Raw genomic sequence first — 19752 nt, forward strand, 5'->3', positions numbered from 1 at the left:
CAGGCAAACCAAGTTAAAAGAAGGTTTATTTTTCGGAAATGGCTCCGGATGTGCGTGGTTTATAGAGGTTTAGCTCCATATCCAGGTTCTCATCCTCATGTGCTTCTGCACTGCTATTCAATTCCTTATCCGAATCGGTGTGTCCCGCATAGGGGCGATCACTGCGAGAAGGCGTTCCTGTCAGGCTGAAGCCAGAGATGAACAGAATGAGTTGCAATCCCAATGCGTAGGGAGCAGCAGCCAGTCCAATCAGATGAAGTAGGGAGCACATGGCAATTAGCGTAACAAGTGCTCTGGTTACTGTGCCCGATGAACCCTGTCTTGGGCTGGACCAGAGCAAATAACCATAGAACACCGTGATGATCAAAGAAACGAAGCGTATCCATGGCAAAGCATCGAACCAGGAATGCCAGAAAGGATACAACAGACCTTGTTGACGAAACACAAAATCAGCGATCAGGTACAGTACAGCCGCGACAGCGGCAGGTTCAGCAGCTGGACGAATGACATTCCAGATTGATTTTCCCCAATGGTCAGGATGTGCGTATCGATTCAATTCATCAGACAATGCTGCACTCTCTCGTTCCAGAGCCCTGTGCATCAATGCGAGACGAGCGGGATCAACATCGATGATACAGCTGCGGATCTGATCCTGAAGCTGTGGAGACAGATGCACTGCGGCTCTGCAGGATAGCATGGCCGTTAATAATTCATGATGTTCATGTTCCGTAAGGGCAATATTCCGATGTTCTTTGGCTGTGAGTTGTCCCAATAGGGTGGTACTTATGTATAATGTATCTCGTATCGCGTGCATTCGTCTGTCACGGCTTCGTCTGACCTCAGTTGCTGACCATATGTAGAGTCCAAGCAGCACAGCGATCATTCCGAGTAGTACCGCCACGAAGCCCGGATATGAGAATAGAGCAAGCATCCAGCGTTGAAGCACAATGGTTCCTCCTTTGCAAAAACTGTAGTGTAGCATGAAACACGGTTCACATAAGCTTTCTCTCACTATTACACAGGAATTGCGTGAATTCAAGCAGGAACAGTAGGAATTTACTGTTATAAGAAGGACCTGAGCACCCAAGCAAAGAAGATGTAATTTCCATGAATTTTAAATTCTGCACATAATCATTGGTTTAATAGGAAAGGAGCATGATCTATGGACCAGATCCACATTGAACATACACCGCCCTCAGCAGCAGAATACCTAGCGTTACGGAAAAGCGCAGGTCTTAGTGCGATGAGCAAGGAGGGGGCGGAGATTGGGCTGCCCAATAGTCTTTTTGCCGTATGTCTGCGTGAAGAGAATGAAATCGTAGGCATGGGCCGGGTCATCGGGGACGGAGGTTGCTTCTTTCAGGTGGTGGATATCGCCGTGCGCCCGGACCAGCAGGGAAGAGGATATGGCAAATTGATCATGAGCGAGATCATGAATTATTTGCGTGCACATGTGCCTGCTCGTGGCTTGGTAAGCCTGTTGGCTGATGTCCCTGCCGATCGTCTGTACGCTCAATTTGGCTTCACCTACACCAGTCCGAAATCGGAAGGTATGTGGTGGAGGCAAGGGGAATAGGGCAGGAATAAATCGCAGTTCGTTGTAAAGTGAAATGAGGGAAGTATGTATAACCTCAAACTAATATGAAGTAATTGATGCTGAGCCGCATATGCGGCTTTTTTAGTATGGAGTAAGAGCTGGAAGAGATTTTTTCACAATGGTTTACAAGTAGGTGAAGACGGTTTAAGATGGCGTGAGCCGTTTAAGGTATATAACAATGGGATTAAGTATTAAAATAACGGTAAGTTGACAAGATGATATCTACTGAAAAGAGGGATTTGATATGAAAGTTGCCATTTTTGGAGCAACCGGAGCGATTGGAAAGACGATACTATGGGAGTTAATGGACCGTGGACATGAGGTAACGGCGATTGTTCGTGATCCTTCGAAGGTGGAGATGGAGCATGAGCGTTTGCGTGTGGTACAGGGGGATTTGCTTAACCCAGACCAGGTTGCCGATTTTACAGCAGGACAGGAAGCTGTTGTGAGTGCCTATGGACCGAAGTTTGGTGCGGAGGAAGAGATGCTGGAAGTTACACGTTCATTAATTGAGGGTGTTCGCCGTGCAAAAGCAGGACGTTTGGTTGTTGTTGGCGGAGCAGGAAGCTTACTTACGGATTCTGGAGAAATGCTGATGGACACACCAGGATTCCCTGAAGAAGTTAAACCACTAGCGAAGGCTCATGTCGATGCGTATAACCTGATCGAGGCATCGGATATTAACTGGACTTACATGAGTCCTGCGGCTACGATCACAACAGGAAGACGGACAGGCCTATTCCGGGTTGGTATGAATCGTGTGATTACAGATGATCTTGGAGAGAGTTCGATTTCCGTTGGTGATTTTGCAGCGGCATTGGTGGATGAGCTGGACGATCCGCAATTTATTCAATCCCGCTTTACAGTAGGTTATTAAGAGTTGTAGGTAAGCTAGCAATATTTCTGTGAATTTCCGAAGAGACCCCCGGGGAGGGATGCGCATTGTTTATCGTAACCGCTGAACAGATGAGAGCTGTGGATGAGCATACGATTCACAAGCTTGGCATTCCTGCTGCTAGTTTGATGGAAAATGCAGGAAGATCCATCGCCGAGGAAGTTATCCGGCTGTGCCGGGAAGACGATGCTAACCGCCGTTCGGAGCAGCATGGCTGCTGGAACAAAAACGGAAAGCGGGCGCACACCGGGCCCGGGGATCGGCCTGCTCATGGTGGTGACATCATCGCCGATCCGGCGCTCGTGATGGAGCAGCCCGGCGATCAGCAGTGGTACATGCTGATCGGCAAGGGTAATAATGGCGGCGACGGGCTGGTTGCGGCGCGCCATTTGGTTGAAGCGGGGCTCGGCGTGACTTTGGTTTACGCCGATGCGCCTGATGCGTTGCGGGGCGAAGCCGCAGTGCAGCGGGATGCCGCCGCGCAGCTCGGCATCCCTGCTCTGGTCCATGGGCGCGAAGCCGTGGACTTCAGCCGGTGCACAGGCATCGTAGATGCGCTACTGGGCACCGGCTCGCGTGGGGCGCCGCGTGGATCATACGCGGCGCTGATTGCGGCGGCGAACGACAGCGGCAAGCCGGTCGTGTCCGCCGATGTGCCAAGTGGGCTGAATGCCGACACCGGAGAGGTATATGAGCCCTGTATTCAAGCCCGGGTGACCGTATGTCTCGCGCTGCTTAAGCGCGGGTTGGTGCAGTACCCGGGCGCATCTGCGGCGGGGCGCATCGTGGTGCGCTCCATCGGCATACCCGCGCGGCTTGCGCCGGAGCATGGCCCCTCGGTCCGTCTGCTGACGGAAGAGGTGCTGCGCAGTGCGCTGCGCGTGGACACTGGCCGTCTCCGGGCACCGGACGGCCACAAGGGCACCTACGGCCACGTGCTGCTGGCCGCAGGCAGTCTGCCGATGAGCGGCGCAGGCTTGCTCTCGGCCAAAGCCGCGCTGCGCGCTGGCTGCGGGCTCGCCACATGGGCGCTGCCAGCGGCACTGCTGCCGCATGTCATCGGCACCGTGCCCGAGCTCATGCTTGCTGCCGCCGCAGATGGCGATAGCGGCGAGTGGAACGCGGCTTCCGCAGACGCTGTGCTGCGTCTCGCGGAAAGCCGCGACGTGCTCGCGACCGGCCCGGGCCTCGGCCGCTTCAAAGGCGACACAGACTGGCTGCGCCGTCTGTGGCAACATTCGGATCGCCCGCTCGTCATCGACGCGGACGCCCTCAACATGCTGGCAGACGCTGGCCCAACAGCGCCTCGCGACTGGGGCAAACGAAGTGCGGCGACTATCCTGACGCCGCACCCCGGGGAGATGGGCCGACTGCTGGGCATGTCGACCCCCGAAGTGCAGCGTGACCGAATCGAACACGCTGCACGGTACGCCCGCGAGCAGGGCGTGACCCTGGTGCTCAAGGGAGCACGAACGGTCATCGCAACGCCATCCGGCGAGGCGTATATCAACACCACGGGGCACGCCGGCATGGCAACCGGCGGTGCAGGAGACGTATTGACCGGCATCATCGCCGGTCTTCTCGCCCAAGGGCTCAGCGCGGAGCAGGCTGCAGCCTTTGGCGTGTTCCTCCACGGCCAGGCAGGGGAGAGAGCCGCGCTGCTGCGAGGTGATCCGGCATCCCTGCTCGCCGGGGATATCGTGGATGCCCTATAAATCTCTGGCATGATTGGTGCAGCACTCTTGGTAAATCGTTACTTCATAAGCTGCATGTACACTGCTTTGAGCTCGTGTGATAGGTGCAGTTAGAGAGTACATATCCTTCATGTGCTGCATGCCTCTGCACACAGCACAAAGATATAAACCACTCATAACATAAAGCAAGGGATGTCCCATAGTCATAAACATGACGAGGACATCCCTTTTTAGTGGTATTAACTTTTAACGAATCAAACACACGCTATGAGCTGCATTATCCATTAATCTGCGCTTTAACGAATCCCAGCGACGTGATTTCACTGATCGGCAGGTTCTGGCCTAAGTTTGTACCATTATAACGAGAATAACGTGATTGAAGTTCATTAATATGTGCATTCAACCCAAATCCTCCAATTAAGGTGTGGTCGATTCGTTAGAATGGATTAGCGCTTCGACCCGAGAAAGGAAGTCCCTTCCAACCTCCGGTACAGCCGCTTCCCTTCATTCTTTTATCATGGTTCAACTACAACCGGAACCGTAAAAGTTCCTGATGCATCTCTGCACTGATATCCCGCAGAGTTTTCACTTTAGTGCTTGCTTCGGCGAACGAACGTTGCTGTTCGGCCGTTGAAGCTGTAATTTCCTCACTGCTTGCAGCAGATTGTTCCGTAATGGCACTTATACTTTCAATCGCCTGCTGAACCTGTGCACTTAGTTCACTGGACTGCTGCATGTCTTCCGTAAGTTGGTTAATGCTTGTGCTAATTCGCTCTACACTGTGACGAATGCCGGAGAAGGATTCACCGGTTTTTCCGGTGGCCTGCTCCTGTTCTGCAAAGAGCTGAATGCTCTGTGTCACAGAGTTTTTCACTTTACCCATAGCTGCTGTGATTTCGCCGACAGCCCCAAAGATATGCTGTACCGATTGCTCCGATTGCTCCGCCAGTTTCTTCACTTCCCCCGCGACGACAGCAAAGCCGCGTCCGGCTTCACCTGCACGTGCCGCTTCGATGGAGGCGTTCAGAGACAGAAGGGTTGTCTGTGTAGCGATGCTTGATACATAAGCAGTCATCGTTGCGATCCGGGAGGCACTCTCCTCCAATTCCTGGACAGTCCTTTCTACCTCAGACATGGCAATCCGGTTTACTTCAGCTAGTCGAAGCTGTTCCTGTACGGCAATGTGTCCCTCCTGCACAGAAGTCAAAACTTCGTTACCATAGATGGCCGATTGTGAAGTTGCCTGAAGGTTGCTTTCAAACATATGCTGCATCTTGTCCACGACCATTACCGTGTCACTTAGATCCTCAGCAATTTTCTGACTGCCGATCGATAGCTCTTCGGTTGTTCTGGATACTTGCTGCACAATGGCCTGCACGGTATCATTACCGCGGTCAATGTCCTGCGCCATCCCGTCCACACGGTTTCCTGCGGCACCAATGGATTGAATGATACTGCGTATGTTCCCAGTCATAAGACGGAAGGAGCGGTTTAAGTCATCCAGTTCATCCTTGCCTCGTGTCTCCGGAAGCTGCTGCGTAAGATCGCCGTTCGCAATTTGTCCTGCGGCTTCCTTTAAGGTGCGGATGCGTCTCGCCAATTTGCGTGAAGTGTACATATTGAACAGCAGAACAGCGACAAGCAGGATGATGGCTCCGGCGAGAGCAATCTGCCAGGTCCGCTGAATATCTTGTTCAAGATCTACTGTATATTGGTCATATCTATCCCGGGTCACCTCATCCAGCATATAAATATCATTTTGTATGCCTTTGACCCGTGAGCTGAAACGTTTGGCGTCCGAACTGTTCATGGCTGTGATGGCTTCGGTGGCGCCCGTGTCCAGAGCCGTTAATTTGGTTTGGATCGATTGAATCAGGCGAAGCTGTTCATCCGTTTCCAGCAAGCCTTCTGTGAGCTGCTTTACCATGGTTTTACCTTCATTCAGCAAGCGTGCTACATTATCCTGATTGCCAGCTGTCATGGAGAACGAGTACACATCGAGCGCCTGCTCGGTCTGTATCTGGTTAGCGTTCAGCTCCGTGACCTTTAGCATGGCAGGCACCAGATTTTGATTTTTGGCATTCATGTTTAGCAATTGAATAATGATATAGGCTACAAGCAAAAGGCATAACAGCAACGATACTATAGCATTCAATATCAGCTTTCCCTGCAATTTCATAAGCGTGCCTCCATATTAGCAATTGGTTTATTGATCTAGGGTAATTTTGGTTTTGCCGGAAGCGATCTGTGCTTTCAAATCTTCGAATGTTTGCTCTTGTTCGTCCGTGAGTGTGATGTTATGTAGGGCGGTTAAACCTACGCCGTTTTCTGCCAGACCATAGAACATTTCTTTTTCGGGAAATGAATGTTGGTTCTGAATGAACGTATTAATGGCGTTATGAAGAGAGACATCTACATTTTTGAGCATGGAAGTGAGTATTGCTTTTTCTGCTAAAAAGAACTGATCCTGGTCCACGCCAATAGCGTATTTACCCAATCGCTGAATCTCCGAAATTGAGCCTATGCCTGTCAGTCCAGCAGCAACGTAAATGACATCAACACGCTGTTCCTGAATCATCTGCGCCGCGAGCTTTCCTCCAAGATCAGGATTGCCGAAATCCCCGGCGTATACGACATGGACTGTGGCATCCGGATTGGCTGCCTTTACACCTTGCTCAAAACCTTGCTGGAAATCGTGAAGCACCGGAATATCCATTCCACCCAAGAAGCCAACATGGTCATCGTTTGTTGCAAAGCCAGCAATGGTACCTGCAAGATAGCTGCCTTCTTCTGCTTTGAAGGACATGGAGGTCACATTGGGGAGATCGGAATGCCCGTCAATGATGAGAAAGTGCTGATCGGGATACTTCTGAGCAACCTTCTCCAGATCGGTTTTTATCGTGTCGCTTAGACCAATAATCAGATCAACTTTATCCTTCGCAAATTGCTCAAAAGCTGCCTCGGATGTCAAATCCTTTCCCGGTTCCTTGTAATCAAAAACAATACTGTTCTCGTTTCTTGCCTGTACCAATCCCTCAAAAGATGCGTCACTGAAAGAATGATCACCTAGCCCGACATCCGTAAGAACGATTCCGACTTTGGTTCGCTGATCTGCGGGGGACACCTTATCGGTTGCCGAACATGCTCCCAGCATCAGAACAACCAGAACCATCATCATGGTGAACCCAAATTTGATTTTCCATTGTGTTTTCATGTGCGTATGCCCTCTTTTCTATAAGATGGAGATGACGTGTGAGGTGAGCAATTCCTCTATATGTATATCGGATGAGAGCAGAGTCTCCATAATGGGTAAGGATGAAAATTTACGAAAACTCAATGAAATTCCAATGAAACCCATAAATTACACATAGAATTTACATCTGAAGAGGCATGAATTCTATACACAACCTGTACTACGTCTTGCTGGTCAACGGAAAAAAGAAAGACAAAAAAAGGGTAAAGAAGAGACCGATTAGATCTCTTCTTTACCCTTTCCTTGAAACCAAACGAATGATGAATGACTACATATCATGAATAAATACATTCATATATATGAACAGTTTTCCCGATTCCCGCAGCATATGCAATACTCCTGAGCGTAGGGTTCCCGCTCTCATTCAGCTGCACTTGCAGCGCGTATTACCACGCTGCTACTGAGCCATCTGCCCGGCTTTCCGTGCCGCCGCACAATACGCCGTTGTCCGGGTTGCGCCAGATGATCTGGCCTCGTCCAAACATCGATGGATCGAGGGCGTTCTGTATATCATGCCCTTTGCGGGCAAGCGCTTGTGCAATATGCTGAGGGAATCCGGGCTCAACCAGGATCGTTTTGCCTTTGGTCCACTGCCAGCGCGGAGAATCGAGCGCAGCCTGTGGATTGAGGTGGAAGTCCACCGTATTCATGACGACCTGCACATGGCCCTGGGGCTGCATGAAACCGCCCATGACCCCGAATGGTCCGACCGCTTCATCACCGCGAGTGAGGAAACCCGGAATGATTGTATGAAATGTCCGTTTGCCCGGCTCCAGTGCGTTGGCGTGATTGGGATCAAGCGAGAAATTATGTCCCCGGTTTTGGAGGGCAATGCCTGTGTCTGGCACAACTAGCCCTGAGCCGAAGCCCATATAGTTGCTCTGAATGAAGGAAACCATGTTGCCCTCACCATCTGCCGTTGCAAGATACACCGTTCCGCTTGCCCTTGGGTCGCCTGCTTCAGGCGGAAGTGCCATATCACCAATGAGCTTGCGCCGTTCGTCTGCATACGCTTCGGATAATAATTCCTGCACCGTTACGCCCATCTTGCGTTCCTCGGTAATGTATTTCTCCCCATCGGCAAACGCAAGCTTCATGGCTTCCAGCTGCCTGTGGTATGCCAGGACGGATTCCTTTTCTTCAAAATCAAAGCCCTTCAGCAGATTGAGCGTAGCCAGAGCAATCAGCCCCTGACCGTTCGGTGGGATCTCCCACACGTCATATCCGCGATAGGAGACCGAGATCGGATCAACCCATTCAGGCTGGAATGCAGCCAGATCTTCTTTGGTCAGGTAACCTCCGTGTTCTGCCATAAAAGAGTGAATACGCTCCGCGAGTTCGCCTTCATAGAAGTCTCGCGCGTCGCTCTCGCCAATCCGGCGCAGTGTAGACGCATGATCCGGCGAACGCCACATCTCGCCCACGGCCGGAACACGCCCGCCTGGGGCAAACGTCTCAAACCATGCCCGCCCGGCTTCCGCATCGCCTTGACGTGCATATATGTCGGCTGCCCGTGCCCAATGGCGGGCCAGTCCCGGCGCAAGCGGGTAACCTTCTTCCGCGTAGCGGACAGCCGGTTCCAGCGCTTCCGCCAGCGTGAGCCGTCCGAATCGGCGGCTCAGCTCAGCCCAACCCGCCGGTGCGCCAGGCACCGTCACCGGGATGACCCCCAGCTTCGGCATCTCCGAGTGGCCTGCCGCTTTGAGAGCCTCAATCGATATACCTTGAGGCGCAGGCCCACTGGCATTCAGGCCATGCAGCTTGCCCTCGGTCCAGACGAGGGCAAAGGCATCGCCCCCAATGCCATTAGACGTTGGCTCCAGCACGGTGAGCGCAGCAGCGGTGGCGATAGCGGCATCAATGGCGTTGCCGCCCTTTTTTAACACGTCCAGACCCGCTTGTGCAGCCAAAGGCTGTGAAGTGGCGACCATGCCTTGTTTGGCATAAACGGGCACGCGATAAGACGGATACGGTTGGTAGAGTGGATCGTAGTTCATCAGGTTGTTCAGCTCCTTGTCGCAAGATGTCAGGTTCCGGCTCGCCGGATCAATTACTCCTAACCCTCTTCGGAACAGGTAACGTGATCTCCTGCTGCCAACGCGAAATCAAACCTAACATAGCCCGTGAACGGGGATGATACAGTTGCATTCATTTCAGTGCCATTATATCTTTCTCAAAGATTTAAGGTGTTCTCCAGATGACTAGGTCGTTACCATGTCGCCGCCATTGACATGAATGCACTCACCAGTGACATAGGAGGAGTCGCGGGAAGCGAGATAAACGTAGGCAGCCGCAAGTTCATAAGGTTGGCCTGCCCGGCCCATCGGCGTCTCGGTTCCAAATACCTGCACGTCTTCAGCGGAGAAGCTGGATGGAATGAGTGGTGTCCATATGGGTCCCGGAGCCACGCAATTCACCCGGATTCCTTCGGATGCGAGTGATTTGGCGAGTACCCGTGTCAGAGAAACCACAGCCCCTTTGGTGGAGGAGTAATCAATCAGCTGCACGTTACCTTTATAGGCCGTAATGGAAGCTGTATTAATAATGGAAGCACCCTTACACAGATGTGGGAGAGCCGCCTGAATAAGAAAGAAATAGGCAAACACATTCGTCTGGAACGTATGGTACAGCTGTTCTTCCGTAATATCGACAATGCTTGGCTGTACATACTGCACGCCATGATTGTTTACAAGGACATCGATCTTTCCGAAGGTTTCCATGGTCGTACGGATGACAGCCTCGCAGTTTTTCTTCAACCGCAGATCAATCTCGATTAACAGACACCGTTGTCCGAGCTCTTCAATGCGTTCACGTGTCCTTTCGGCGTCGGTCCGTTCATATAGATAAGCGATGGTGATATCTGCACCTTCCTTGGCAAAAGCAATAGCTGCCGCTCTGCCGATTCCACTGTCACCACCGGTAATAATCGCAACCTTGCCTTTCAGCTTGCAGCTGCCAATATAAGCAGGATCTTCGCTGATCGGTTCAGGCACCATCAGGGTTTCCAGACCAGGCTGCTGGTCCTGATGCTGGGGTGGGAAAGCCAGCTTTTGTGGCTTGCACACCGTTTTCTCACCGTAAAAAGGATAGACAGGATTCATTCGATTTACATCCTCCTCGCACATTCATTCATACGCCTAAACTATGCATTCGCCCAGAAGAAGGTGCGCAAGGAGGAAGAAGGGCATTTGTTTTTGGTGCAAAATATACCATAATAAGGATGTAGCTATTACAACAGTTCATTAAAATGTGGAGGTGTCAGGAGCCCAATGAATATTCAGGGGATTAATCATCTGTGCTTTTCCGTATCCAATCTGGAACGGTCCATTACCTTTTATGAGCAGGCTCTCGGTGCCCGTATTCAGGTGAAAGGCCGGAAGCTGGCATATTTCGAACTTGCCGGACTATGGATTGCTTTGAATCAGGAAGATGTCATTCGCAATTATACGGAACGAACGTATACACATATTGCATTTACCGTAAAAGAAGATGAATTCGACGAGTCTGTACAGCAGCTGCGAGCAGCCGGGGCTCACATTCTTCCCGGAAGACCACGCGATCCGAAGGATGCATTATCCATTTATTTTACCGATCCCGATGGTCATCTGTTCGAGCTACATACCGGAAATATGAAGCAGAGACTTGACTATTACCGTGAGGATAAACCCCATATGACCTTTTATACGTAATCGAATGATCTGAAATGGAAAAAATATGACATATCTATTGTGCAAACAATGGATGTACATATAATATGGACAAATACACCCTTAATTTACCACTGTTTGATACTTCGTTCATACTCAAGGAGGTTTGTCATGATTCAGTTTCCCAAACCGGATGTGGAACAATATTTCCAGACGTATCGGATTTCCCATTTTGCCGTATCAGCCGACGAGAAACGTTTGTTTTTTGACAGCAATCTGAATGGACAGCCCAATATCTGGGCGATGGATCTGCCGGGTGGCTACCCGTATCCTTTGACGTATTTGAATCAGAGCAGCCAGTTTATCAAACCAGACCTGGAAGGACGTCATATTCTCACGGCGTTTGATCGGGATGGCGATGAGAATTATCATCTGTATGCCCTTCAACCGGAAGGTGGGGTTCCATTTCCTGTTGTGCCGGCAGAGCCCGATGATCGTTGTTATTTCTCCTATCTGTCCGAGGATGGACAGCGTCTTTATTATATGACAAGCAGGGATAACCCGAGCTATCTCAATTCACGCCGAATTAACCTTGAAACGGGAGAGGATGAGCTTCTGCATCAGGGGGAAGAGGTGACAAGCAATCTGGCTGCTGTGAGCCCGGATGAACAAGCCTACGTAATCCTGAATGTATATTCCAATACCTACCAGACAGCATACGTGTACCGGAACGGTGAGTCAGAATCCATTATTCCGGTCTCTGAGCGGCAGAGTCAGGTCTCATATGTTCTGTTTGCAGACCATAATCGGCTGCTGATGATCACCAATGATAACGAGCCGTACACCTATGTGGCTGAATATCGGTTGGATACTCATGAATTTCGTCCGCTGTGCAAAGTGGAGGGAGAAGACGTGGATATCATCCGCTGGCACAAGGATTCCGAGACGTTATACTTCTGGACGTTTACAGGTCCCGAGAATCGGATGTACGCGCTGGACAAAGGCTCTGAGCAGCCTCGACGTGTAGACATGCCGCTCGATACGGTGGAGGATGTGACAGTCACCAAAGCTGGAAATGTGTATATCTTGGGGCGTGGAGCTATCCAGCCGCATAATATCTATCGGTTGATGGCAGGTAATGAGTCCTGGGAACCACTGACTGCGAATCGGGTAACAGGGCTTGATCCGAGCGATCTTGTCTACCCGGATGTCATTCGATATAACTCCTACGATGGACTGGAGATCGAGGCGCTTTTTTTCAAAGCAAAACCGGAACAGGCTAATGGTTACACGGTATTTTGGCCGCATGGCGGGCCACAGGCATCGGAAGCGAAATTCTTTCGTCCGATGTTCCAAATGATGCTGGCTCAGGGCTATCATATTTTTGCTCCGAACTTCCGGGGAAGCACTGGATATGGCGCCGAGTTTGGCAAAATGGTTGAGAGGGATTGGGGTGAGGGCCCAAGGCTAGATTGTGTTGCCGGTATAAACTGGCTGTTTGACGAGGGCATCTCATCACCGGATCGGCTGTTCGTGGTGGGGGGCAGTTACGGCGGGTATATGACCTTGCTGCTGGCAGGACGTCATCCGGAATTATTCCGCGCTGCGGTTGATATTTTTGGACCAAGCAACCTGTTTACCTTCCTGGAATCCGTACCGGAAGACTGGAAACCGATGATGGACAACTGGCTGGGTGATCCGGTCCGTGATCGCGAACGATTAACGAAGGATTCTCCGATTACGTATCTGGACAAGATGGTCAACCCGATGCTGGTTATTCAAGGTGCCAATGATCCAAGGGTCGTGAAGGCGGAATCGGATCAGATTGTGGCCGCGTTGCAGGGGAAAGGGGTAGACGTGGAATACATCGTTCTGGATGATGAAGGCCATGGCTTCTCCAGAAAAACGAATGAGATTCTCGTTTATCGGCGGATGCTGGAGTTTTTGCAGAAACATCAAGAATTGCCGATTGCACAACCTTAATTCATAGGATCGTATCCGATTTAAATATATGATGGTTTGAGAAAACCGCCAGGAGTGAGTGTATCTCATCCTTCTGGCGGTTTTTTGTTGTGCTAATTTAGCAAAGCAATTACCGAATCCATGTACTGCTCCGCCCAATCTGCAAAAGGCATATCCGCTGCCCAGGTCACTCGGCCTGTTGCTTTGCATTCACCCCATAACAAAATACGCTGATAGAGCAGATGCACCCTAAGACGTGTGGCAAAGTGCTGGTATCGCTCCGAATCCGCTGCACATACAACCTCCCGGTAACCGTGAAGGAATCGTTTGGCAAGTTCGGGTTGACCTTCGCGTACATACATGGCTGTCATTTTGGTTAGGTCGGCTGTGCCATCTCCAAAATAGGCCGTTGTAAAATCAAACAGACCACTAATCTCCCAGTCCGAAGTAAGGCTATCATCATTCCTCTGAATCACAAAGTTCTCGACCTTAAAATCACCCATCACAAATCCAGGAACAGGCATGGATTGAAATGCAGATTCAGCGTTTTTTAATTGCTCGTCCACCCACTGTGTATCCTCGTCTGTTATCATGGAGTACTTTGCAGCATCTTGCAGCCAGTGATGGATTGTGCCATAGAGCCAGTCCAGATATTTGCCTGCAAAGGGAACGATTTGCTTTGCTACAGGATCATACTCTCCCGCATCAGGGACCTTCCAGCGGTGAAGTTCTGCTAACGACTGGGCAAGCATCGTAGCGATCTTTTCCTGATCCTCCTGTGAAAGTGAAGCCTGGAATGACGGATCATGCAGGTGCATTCCAGGTAATCGGGGCATGATGGCATAGCTCCAGCCCAATATATCGGTATCTTCATGTAATAAATATGGATCAGGTACAGGAATGTTGGTGTGAGTTCTCAGCTGTTCTACAAAGAATTGCTCTTCCTGAAGTTGTCCCGCATATAATGGGTTGCCTTTCAGAATATATTCTCCCTCTGAAGAGCGAATAAGAAGTGTCTGACCCATCACACCCTCATCGGTTCGCTTATAATCCATAAGCGTTCCCAAATTAAAGTCATGAAGCGCCTTTTGCAAGGATACTCGCTCAATCTCACCAAGTTTATTGGAGCCAAAATAAATACGGGTTGTCATAAGCCCCTCCTGCGCTCTCAGTCTTCATCCTCTTCGTCAGATAGATCAAACGTATCAGCATCAACCAATCCGCGAATAAAAGCTTCAAAATTAGGCGCCAGATATGTAATCTCATAATCGTCTTCCTGATCCACATGAACCACCGCAGGTTCGCCTTCAGGGCCACAGAATCGATAATCCAGCATCACCACATCATGTCCGGCAGATGGACAATCACAGATCACAATACCGAGATCAGGATATCCCCAATCTTCAATCATGAAACGACTTCCAAATTCTCCGCCCAGTGTATTGGACTTGTCCCGTGCAATGCCCATAATCCCCGTAATGGCGATATGGTCTTCGGCCCATGAAGTGGCTTCTTTGGTTGGGAAAACGGTGTGTGCAGGGATTCCACCGTTCTGTGTGTTCATTAAATGGATATAGGAGGCAGGTAATTTGTAGCCTAGCTCTTGTTCCATGGTTTGGATCATCTCCTCGTCAAACGGTGGAGATACATAACTTTCCAACGCATATTCACTCTGTTCCCAGAATGAAAATGGATCGTAGGACCCGGAAGCGGCTCTAAGGTTGTTCAGCCTGCCACTGTGCTCTAACTCCAACAATATCTCTTGATGGCGCTGTCGATCCTGTTGCATTTTTTCTGCTTTGGGCCGTGTCCATTCGAGAAATTCGATAGTCGATTCGTCATGGGGCAAGAGCTCGTTTGCCATCTCAAAAGCTTTGAGTGCTTGCTCATACATTGCCATATGATAATAAGCGTAACCCAACCGGTACTGCCAGAGAGGGTCTCTTGCCCCCTGTTCATGGACGGATAGTAACTGTTGGACAGCCTCACGGTAACGTCCTTCATTGTTATACGCTCTGGAAAGTTGTCCAATTAACTCATAATCCCGCTCGAATTCGGGGATTTGTTGAATACGTTCAATAATGAGACGGAACTGGTCCTGTTCATGCCATTTGTTTAGTTGCTCCAGCAGTTCTCTTTCCATCACTATGCCTCATTTCAATAGGGGAATGTGAACCTTTTTCCATTATATCTTACAAACTTGCAGGATGGATGGGTACAGTATCCTATCCAGTCGTATAGAAAAAACACTCCCACAAGCAGAAAGCCATCAAGACATTTCAATAAGGGGAGTGTTGTACAATTTTTATTAGATTGCGTTCATTAAATTAAGCTTACTGTATCAATCAACTTACAGATCGTCAAATCCGTTATCGTCGCCGACTTTGCCGTAGTTACGGGATTTGGCTTCGAAGAAGTCTGTTTTCGTAGCATTCAGTGCTTCGTCGGAGAAAGGTTTGATCCAAGGCATGCAGTTTACATCCACGCCTTCGTATGCTTTTTCCATTCCCATCAGACGCAAGCGTTTGTTAGCAATGTACTTGATGTAGTCTTCCAACTCGTTCAGGTCAATCCCGCGTACGTTGCTGAGAGTGTAGTGCGCCCAGTTGGTTTCGAGTTCAACGGCACGGTTGATTGTTTTGTACACATAGTCCATGTTCTCTGGTGTGTTCAGTTCAGGGAAGTCTACCAGCAGCTGTTTGTACACTTCAGCGAAGAAGTAGCAGTGTTGGTTCTCGTCGCGCTGAATATAAGAGATCATTTGGCTGGTTGCCATCATCTTCTGGTCACGGGCCAGGTTGTAGAAGAAGGCAAATGTACTATAGAAGAAGATACCTTCAAGTACCAGATCGGCTACCATGGCCTGGAAGAACGTCTGTGGAGACGGGTTATCCCGGAAGGTTTGGTAGATGTCGGCGATGAACCGGTTACGGTCAAGCAACACCGGATCATGTTTCCAGTATTCAAAGATTTCCTTTTGCTCCCGATCGGATACGATGGAGGACAGGACGTAAGAGTACGATTGGTTGTGTACAACTTCCTGTTGTCCGATGATTGCCGAGATCGCTTCCAGTGAAGAATCCGTGAAATAACGTTTCACGTCACCTACAAACATCGTTTGCATGGAGTCCAATACAGCGAGCAGGGAGATGTTGACTTTGAATGTACGCTGTTCTTCCGGGTCCAATTGGGCAAATTGGGAAGCATCCTTGGACATAGGAATTTCATCCGCGATCCAGTGGTTGAGCAGCAGTACTTTGTACAGTTTGTACATATGAGGCATACGAATATCGTTCCAGTTCAGAATGCCTGAGCATTCCCCTTCAATGATACGGGTAGACTGGTTAGGCGCTTCGGTATTAAAAATTTTCTGCAATTGCATAATCCGTTCACTCCTTGAATGAATTTACACTGTATAACTACGATGACAGAACAACCTTCCGATCGCTGTTATCCCCTGATTTTTTGATTCCCTCTTTTATAAGGGGAAATCCGGTGATAAAGGCGAAGCGTATGCTTCCGATGCAGCTTTCTTTCAGAAAGCTTTTAGCTCCGCATCTTCAGCTTTGTTCTGTCCTCTTCGTTATCGTGTAATCATTAATTCTTTTATATATTAGGGTTGTATAATGTGGCATCTATATCAACATCTCATGATGTTGTGATCGTGTTTTGGGCAAAAAAGTACCAGGGCAACGCCATTTTGCATTCAAAACAGGATGCCCTGGTAGTCATCGTAGATCTAGTGAGCTTTCAGCATCACGATAAAACTTAGCTTGCGCAAGAATCGCATTCTTCAATAGTCAATGCCCGACTGCGGACATAATAAGTTGATTTAATGCCGGCTCTCCAGGCGTGCAGATGCAGTTCCAGGAACTCCGTTGCTTTGATATCTGGACGAACATACAAGTTGAAGCTTTGTCCCTGATCGACGTGGCGTTGACGGGCAGCGGCCATATTGATGGAAGCATGTTGGTCCACCATGAACGCTGTTTTGTAATACCAGATCGTTTTTTCGGACAGGTCAGGTGCCGGGTTGGCAATCTTGTATGTCGTTTTCTCTTCATAGGACAACAGTTCATAAAGCGGATCAATGCTGGCTGTTGAACCTGCAATGATGGACGTTGAACCATTTGGTGCAATAGCGAACAACCAAGCGTTACGTACACCGTTTTGCTGTACTTGGGCTTGCAGTTCTTTCCATTGTTCAGTTGTAACGAATTCGCCTACGCGCTCACCTGTAGTGTAATCCCGTTGGTCGAAGTATTTGCCTGTTTGCCAATCGGAGCCTTGGAATTTCGGATAATGTCCTTTTTCCTTGGACAGTTCCATGCTGGCTTTCACGAGCAGATAGTTAATTTTTTCATACAGATTATCGTTATATGTGACTGCTTCTTCCGATTCCCAACGAATGCCTTCGAGAGCAAGCAGGTGATGAAGTCCGAATGTTCCCAGACCAACCGCACGGTATTGACTGTTGGTGTATTGGGCTTGCAGCACTTCAATGTTGTTGATATCGATAACGTTGTCCAGCATACGAACTTGAATCGGTACCAGACGCTCTAATACATCATGAGGCACAGCACGTGCCAAGTGAATGGAGTTCAGGTTGCAGACTACGAAATCGCCCGGCACTTTGGAAATCACGATGCGGGTTTGTCCATCTTTGGTTACGAGCTCTTCCTTTTCAACTACAGTTGCAGATTGGTTCTGCATGATTTCGGTACAAAGGTTGGAAGAGTATACCATGCCGTGTGCACTGTTCGGGTTCGAACGGTTAACCGTATCCCGGTAGAACATGTAAGGCGTACCGGTTTCCAGTTGGGATTTCATAACACGTTTCATGATGTCAATCGCCTGAACCGTGATACGGGACAACAGCGGGTGGTTGACCGCTTCTTCATATTTCTCACGGAACGCGCCTTCGCCTACGGACTCATCATAGAAATCTTCCAGTCCGAGTGGACGACCGTTCTCATCTTTCCAGCCCATCACTTTTTTCGTTTCATGCGGGCAGAACAGGCTCCATTCGCCGCGGCTCGCTACTCGCTCCATGAACAGGTCAGGCAGGCAGATGCCGTGGAATACGTCATGCGCACGCATCCGCTCGTCACCATTGTTCAGCTTCAGGTCGAGGAATGCCAGAATGTCTTTGTGGAAAACGTCCAGATAAACAGCGATCGCACCTTTACGTGTTCCGAGTTGGTCTACGCTGACCGCAGTGTTATTTAGTTGGCGAATCCAAGGGATTACACCAGAACTTGTATTTTTGTGACCCCGGATGTCCGAACCACGAGCTCTGACTTTACCGAGATAAACGCCGATGCCGCCACCCATTTTGCTGAGACGTGCTACATCTGTGTTGGAGTCAAAGATGCCCTCAAGGGAATCATCCACGGTATCGATGAAGCAGCTGGAGAGTTGTCCAGCCACTTTTTTACCCGCATTGGACATTGTAGGTGTAGCTGCTGTCATGTACATGTTGCTCATTGCCCAGTAAGCTTCCTTAACGAGATCCATACGTCTCTCAGCAGGCTCCTGATGCATCAGGTACATCGCGATAACCATGTAACGCTCTTGGGGCAATTCCATGACTTTTCCGTCAAAGTCGTGAGCGAGGTAACGTTCTGCCAGTGTGAGCAAACCGATGTAGTCGAACAACAGATCGTTTCGGTAATCGATGCATTCAGCAAGTTCGTCGATCTGCTCTTTGGTGTAACATTCCAGCAGTTCTTCGCGGTAGATACCTTTCTTCACAAGATCCACTAGAAGGGGGTGGAAAGCACCGTAAGGCTCTTCCGGGTATGATTTGTATCTGCGGTTGGTTGCCGCTTTCTTGTAAAGGGAAGTAAGCAGGGAGCGTGCCGCTGCGAATTTCCAGTTAGGCTCTTCCTTCGTTACCAGTTCCAGAGCGCTCATCATAAAAGCGTTGCTGATCTCGTCTCCGGTAACTTCGTCACGACGGAGCTTGCTGTTTACCCCGCGTACCAGACGTTCCTTGTCGAGCATGTCCAGTCCTTCCAGAATACGATCTGCATATACCGAGATGCGCATATCATCAAAGGCAAGCTGGCGGTTGTTCGGCTTGGTCACAACTTGTGGCATGAATATTCCTCGCTTTCGCATGTTTAAGAGATAAATTGGAGAAATTCTTTATATAAAGAATTGAGTGTCTTCTTACGGTGAGATAAAGATATAAGCTGCATATTATGGACTGAACGGCGGTAGTAGCGAGTCTTGCATCATATTGCACATAGGAGCAGCACTCAGAACATGGTCACATAAAAAGCATTCCCCTTGCCTCGCGGCTGAAAATGCCCATGGATGCCCTGAGTTCCTTGCTGTCTATAATGATTCAAAAAAAGACAGAAAAGGGTGCTTATGTAATCTTTTGTCTATAGCAGACACGCCTGTAATTAGAGGATACCGGTGCAGTCCAAATAGCCCCGTTAACCTCCGAGTCAAGTCTGTTTCGAGAAAGCGATTTACACCTACAGGGACGTGCCTTTGGAGGTGATTTCATCCTGTTTTTCGCGAGATTTCAGAAGATGACTAATAGAAGTGGGGTGATTTAATTTTACTACATTTTGTTGCTGTTCTCTTACTGTAACCCAACATATAGTGTTTGTAAACAGGGTCAACACAGTAAAACGTAATTCCGAGTATACCATTTAAGCCAGGATTCCGCAAAGGAAAAGGACTGGAAG

The 19752-nt window shown here is 49.5% G+C and carries 14 protein-coding genes; 5 read left to right on the plus strand and 9 right to left on the minus strand.

Going from position 1 to position 19752, the window contains the following annotated elements:
- Positions 1–25: 25 nt before the first annotated feature.
- Complete coding sequence (locus tag HP548_RS15125; RefSeq protein ID WP_099858613.1) at positions 26–946, minus strand: hypothetical protein; 921 nt, start codon at positions 944–946, stop codon at positions 26–28.
- Between the two features lie 216 nt (positions 947–1162).
- On the opposite strand from HP548_RS15125, the gene HP548_RS15130 reads away from it, so the two are divergent.
- The 3 genes from HP548_RS15130 (at position 1163) to HP548_RS15140 (ending at position 4207) form a co-directional block, all read left to right on the plus strand.
- Entirely contained in the window at positions 1163–1576 is a 414-nt protein-coding gene (locus tag HP548_RS15130) for a GNAT family N-acetyltransferase (protein ID WP_099858612.1), read from the plus strand.
- Between the two features lie 265 nt (positions 1577–1841).
- A complete protein-coding gene (locus tag HP548_RS15135; RefSeq protein WP_076290604.1) occupies positions 1842–2474 on the plus strand; it encodes an NAD(P)-dependent oxidoreductase in 633 nt (210 codons plus the stop codon).
- Positions 2475–2539: 65 nt separating this feature from the next.
- Positions 2540–4207: an NAD(P)H-hydrate dehydratase gene (locus HP548_RS15140; RefSeq protein ID WP_175382118.1), complete on the plus strand. Its 1668-nt coding sequence runs from the start codon at positions 2540–2542 to the stop codon at positions 4205–4207.
- 505 nt (positions 4208–4712) lie between these two features.
- Here HP548_RS15140 and HP548_RS15145 read toward each other — a convergent pair.
- The 4 genes from HP548_RS15145 to HP548_RS15160 all read right to left on the minus strand — a co-directional run bounded on the left by HP548_RS15145 (position 4713) and on the right by HP548_RS15160 (position 10540).
- Positions 4713–6365: a methyl-accepting chemotaxis protein gene (locus HP548_RS15145; RefSeq protein WP_175382119.1), complete on the minus strand. Its 1653-nt coding sequence runs from the start codon at positions 6363–6365 to the stop codon at positions 4713–4715.
- A 27-nt stretch (positions 6366–6392) separates the two neighbouring features.
- On the minus strand, positions 6393–7400 hold the full coding sequence (locus tag HP548_RS15150) for a BMP family lipoprotein (protein ID WP_246318075.1): 1008 nt from the start codon (positions 7398–7400) through the stop codon (positions 6393–6395).
- Positions 7401–7825: 425 nt separating this feature from the next.
- Positions 7826–9436, minus strand: coding sequence for a gamma-glutamyltransferase family protein (locus HP548_RS15155; protein ID WP_175382120.1), 1611 nt, complete (start codon positions 9434–9436; stop codon positions 7826–7828).
- A gap of 204 nt (positions 9437–9640) precedes the next feature.
- The gene (locus HP548_RS15160; protein ID WP_175382121.1) at positions 9641–10540 is read right to left on the minus strand and encodes a glucose 1-dehydrogenase; all 900 of its coding nucleotides are present in this window, start codon (positions 10538–10540) and stop codon (positions 9641–9643) included.
- Between the two features lie 168 nt (positions 10541–10708).
- Between HP548_RS15160 and fosB the strand changes: the two genes are divergently transcribed.
- On the plus strand, positions 10709–11128 hold the full coding sequence (fosB, locus tag HP548_RS15165) for a metallothiol transferase FosB (RefSeq protein ID WP_099858607.1): 420 nt from the start codon (positions 10709–10711) through the stop codon (positions 11126–11128).
- A 129-nt stretch (positions 11129–11257) separates the two neighbouring features.
- Positions 11258–13069, plus strand: a complete 1812-nt coding sequence (locus HP548_RS15170; protein WP_175382122.1) for a S9 family peptidase — start codon at positions 11258–11260, stop codon at positions 13067–13069.
- 92 nt (positions 13070–13161) lie between these two features.
- On the opposite strand, the gene HP548_RS15175 is transcribed toward HP548_RS15170, so the two are convergent.
- The 4 genes from HP548_RS15175 to HP548_RS15190 form a co-directional block, all read right to left on the minus strand.
- Complete coding sequence (locus tag HP548_RS15175; protein ID WP_175382123.1) at positions 13162–14199, minus strand: phosphotransferase family protein; 1038 nt, start codon at positions 14197–14199, stop codon at positions 13162–13164.
- Between the two features lie 17 nt (positions 14200–14216).
- Positions 14217–15191 (minus strand): SMI1/KNR4 family protein, encoded by a 975-nt coding sequence (locus HP548_RS15180; protein WP_175382124.1) that lies wholly within the window; start codon positions 15189–15191, stop codon positions 14217–14219.
- Between the two features lie 207 nt (positions 15192–15398).
- A complete protein-coding gene (locus tag HP548_RS15185) occupies positions 15399–16430 on the minus strand; it encodes a ribonucleotide-diphosphate reductase subunit beta (RefSeq protein WP_024632189.1) in 1032 nt (343 codons plus the stop codon).
- A gap of 386 nt (positions 16431–16816) precedes the next feature.
- Positions 16817–19150: a ribonucleoside-diphosphate reductase subunit alpha gene (locus tag HP548_RS15190; protein WP_163759014.1), complete on the minus strand. Its 2334-nt coding sequence runs from the start codon at positions 19148–19150 to the stop codon at positions 16817–16819.
- Between the last annotated feature and the right edge of the window lie 602 nt (positions 19151–19752).

Source organism: Paenibacillus taichungensis, assembly GCF_013359905.1.
Taxonomy (GTDB): Bacteria; Bacillota; Bacilli; order Paenibacillales; family Paenibacillaceae; genus Paenibacillus; species Paenibacillus taichungensis.

What these genes read in the sequence shown, in the direction of transcription:
- fosB (WP_099858607.1), top strand. Translation starts at nt 10,709, where the DNA reads ATGAATATTCAGGGGATTAATCATCTGTGCTTTTCCGTATCCAATCTG.
- HP548_RS15190 (WP_163759014.1), bottom strand. Translation starts at nt 19,150, where the DNA reads ATGCCACAAGTTGTGACCAAGCCGAACAACCGCCAGCTTGCCTTTGAT.
- HP548_RS15155 (WP_175382120.1), bottom strand. Translation starts at nt 9,436, where the DNA reads ATGAACTACGATCCACTCTACCAACCGTATCCGTCTTATCGCGTGCCC.
- HP548_RS15130 (WP_099858612.1), top strand. Translation starts at nt 1,163, where the DNA reads ATGGACCAGATCCACATTGAACATACACCGCCCTCAGCAGCAGAATAC.
- HP548_RS15175 (WP_175382123.1), bottom strand. Translation starts at nt 14,199, where the DNA reads ATGACAACCCGTATTTATTTTGGCTCCAATAAACTTGGTGAGATTGAG.
- HP548_RS15180 (WP_175382124.1), bottom strand. Translation starts at nt 15,191, where the DNA reads ATGGAAAGAGAACTGCTGGAGCAACTAAACAAATGGCATGAACAGGAC.
- HP548_RS15185 (WP_024632189.1), bottom strand. Translation starts at nt 16,430, where the DNA reads ATGCAATTGCAGAAAATTTTTAATACCGAAGCGCCTAACCAGTCTACC.
- HP548_RS15160 (WP_175382121.1), bottom strand. Translation starts at nt 10,540, where the DNA reads ATGAATCCTGTCTATCCTTTTTACGGTGAGAAAACGGTGTGCAAGCCA.
- HP548_RS15150 (WP_246318075.1), bottom strand. Translation starts at nt 7,400, where the DNA reads ATGAAAACACAATGGAAAATCAAATTTGGGTTCACCATGATGATGGTT.
- HP548_RS15145 (WP_175382119.1), bottom strand. Translation starts at nt 6,365, where the DNA reads ATGAAATTGCAGGGAAAGCTGATATTGAATGCTATAGTATCGTTGCTG.
- HP548_RS15170 (WP_175382122.1), top strand. Translation starts at nt 11,258, where the DNA reads ATGATTCAGTTTCCCAAACCGGATGTGGAACAATATTTCCAGACGTAT.
- HP548_RS15135 (WP_076290604.1), top strand. Translation starts at nt 1,842, where the DNA reads ATGAAAGTTGCCATTTTTGGAGCAACCGGAGCGATTGGAAAGACGATA.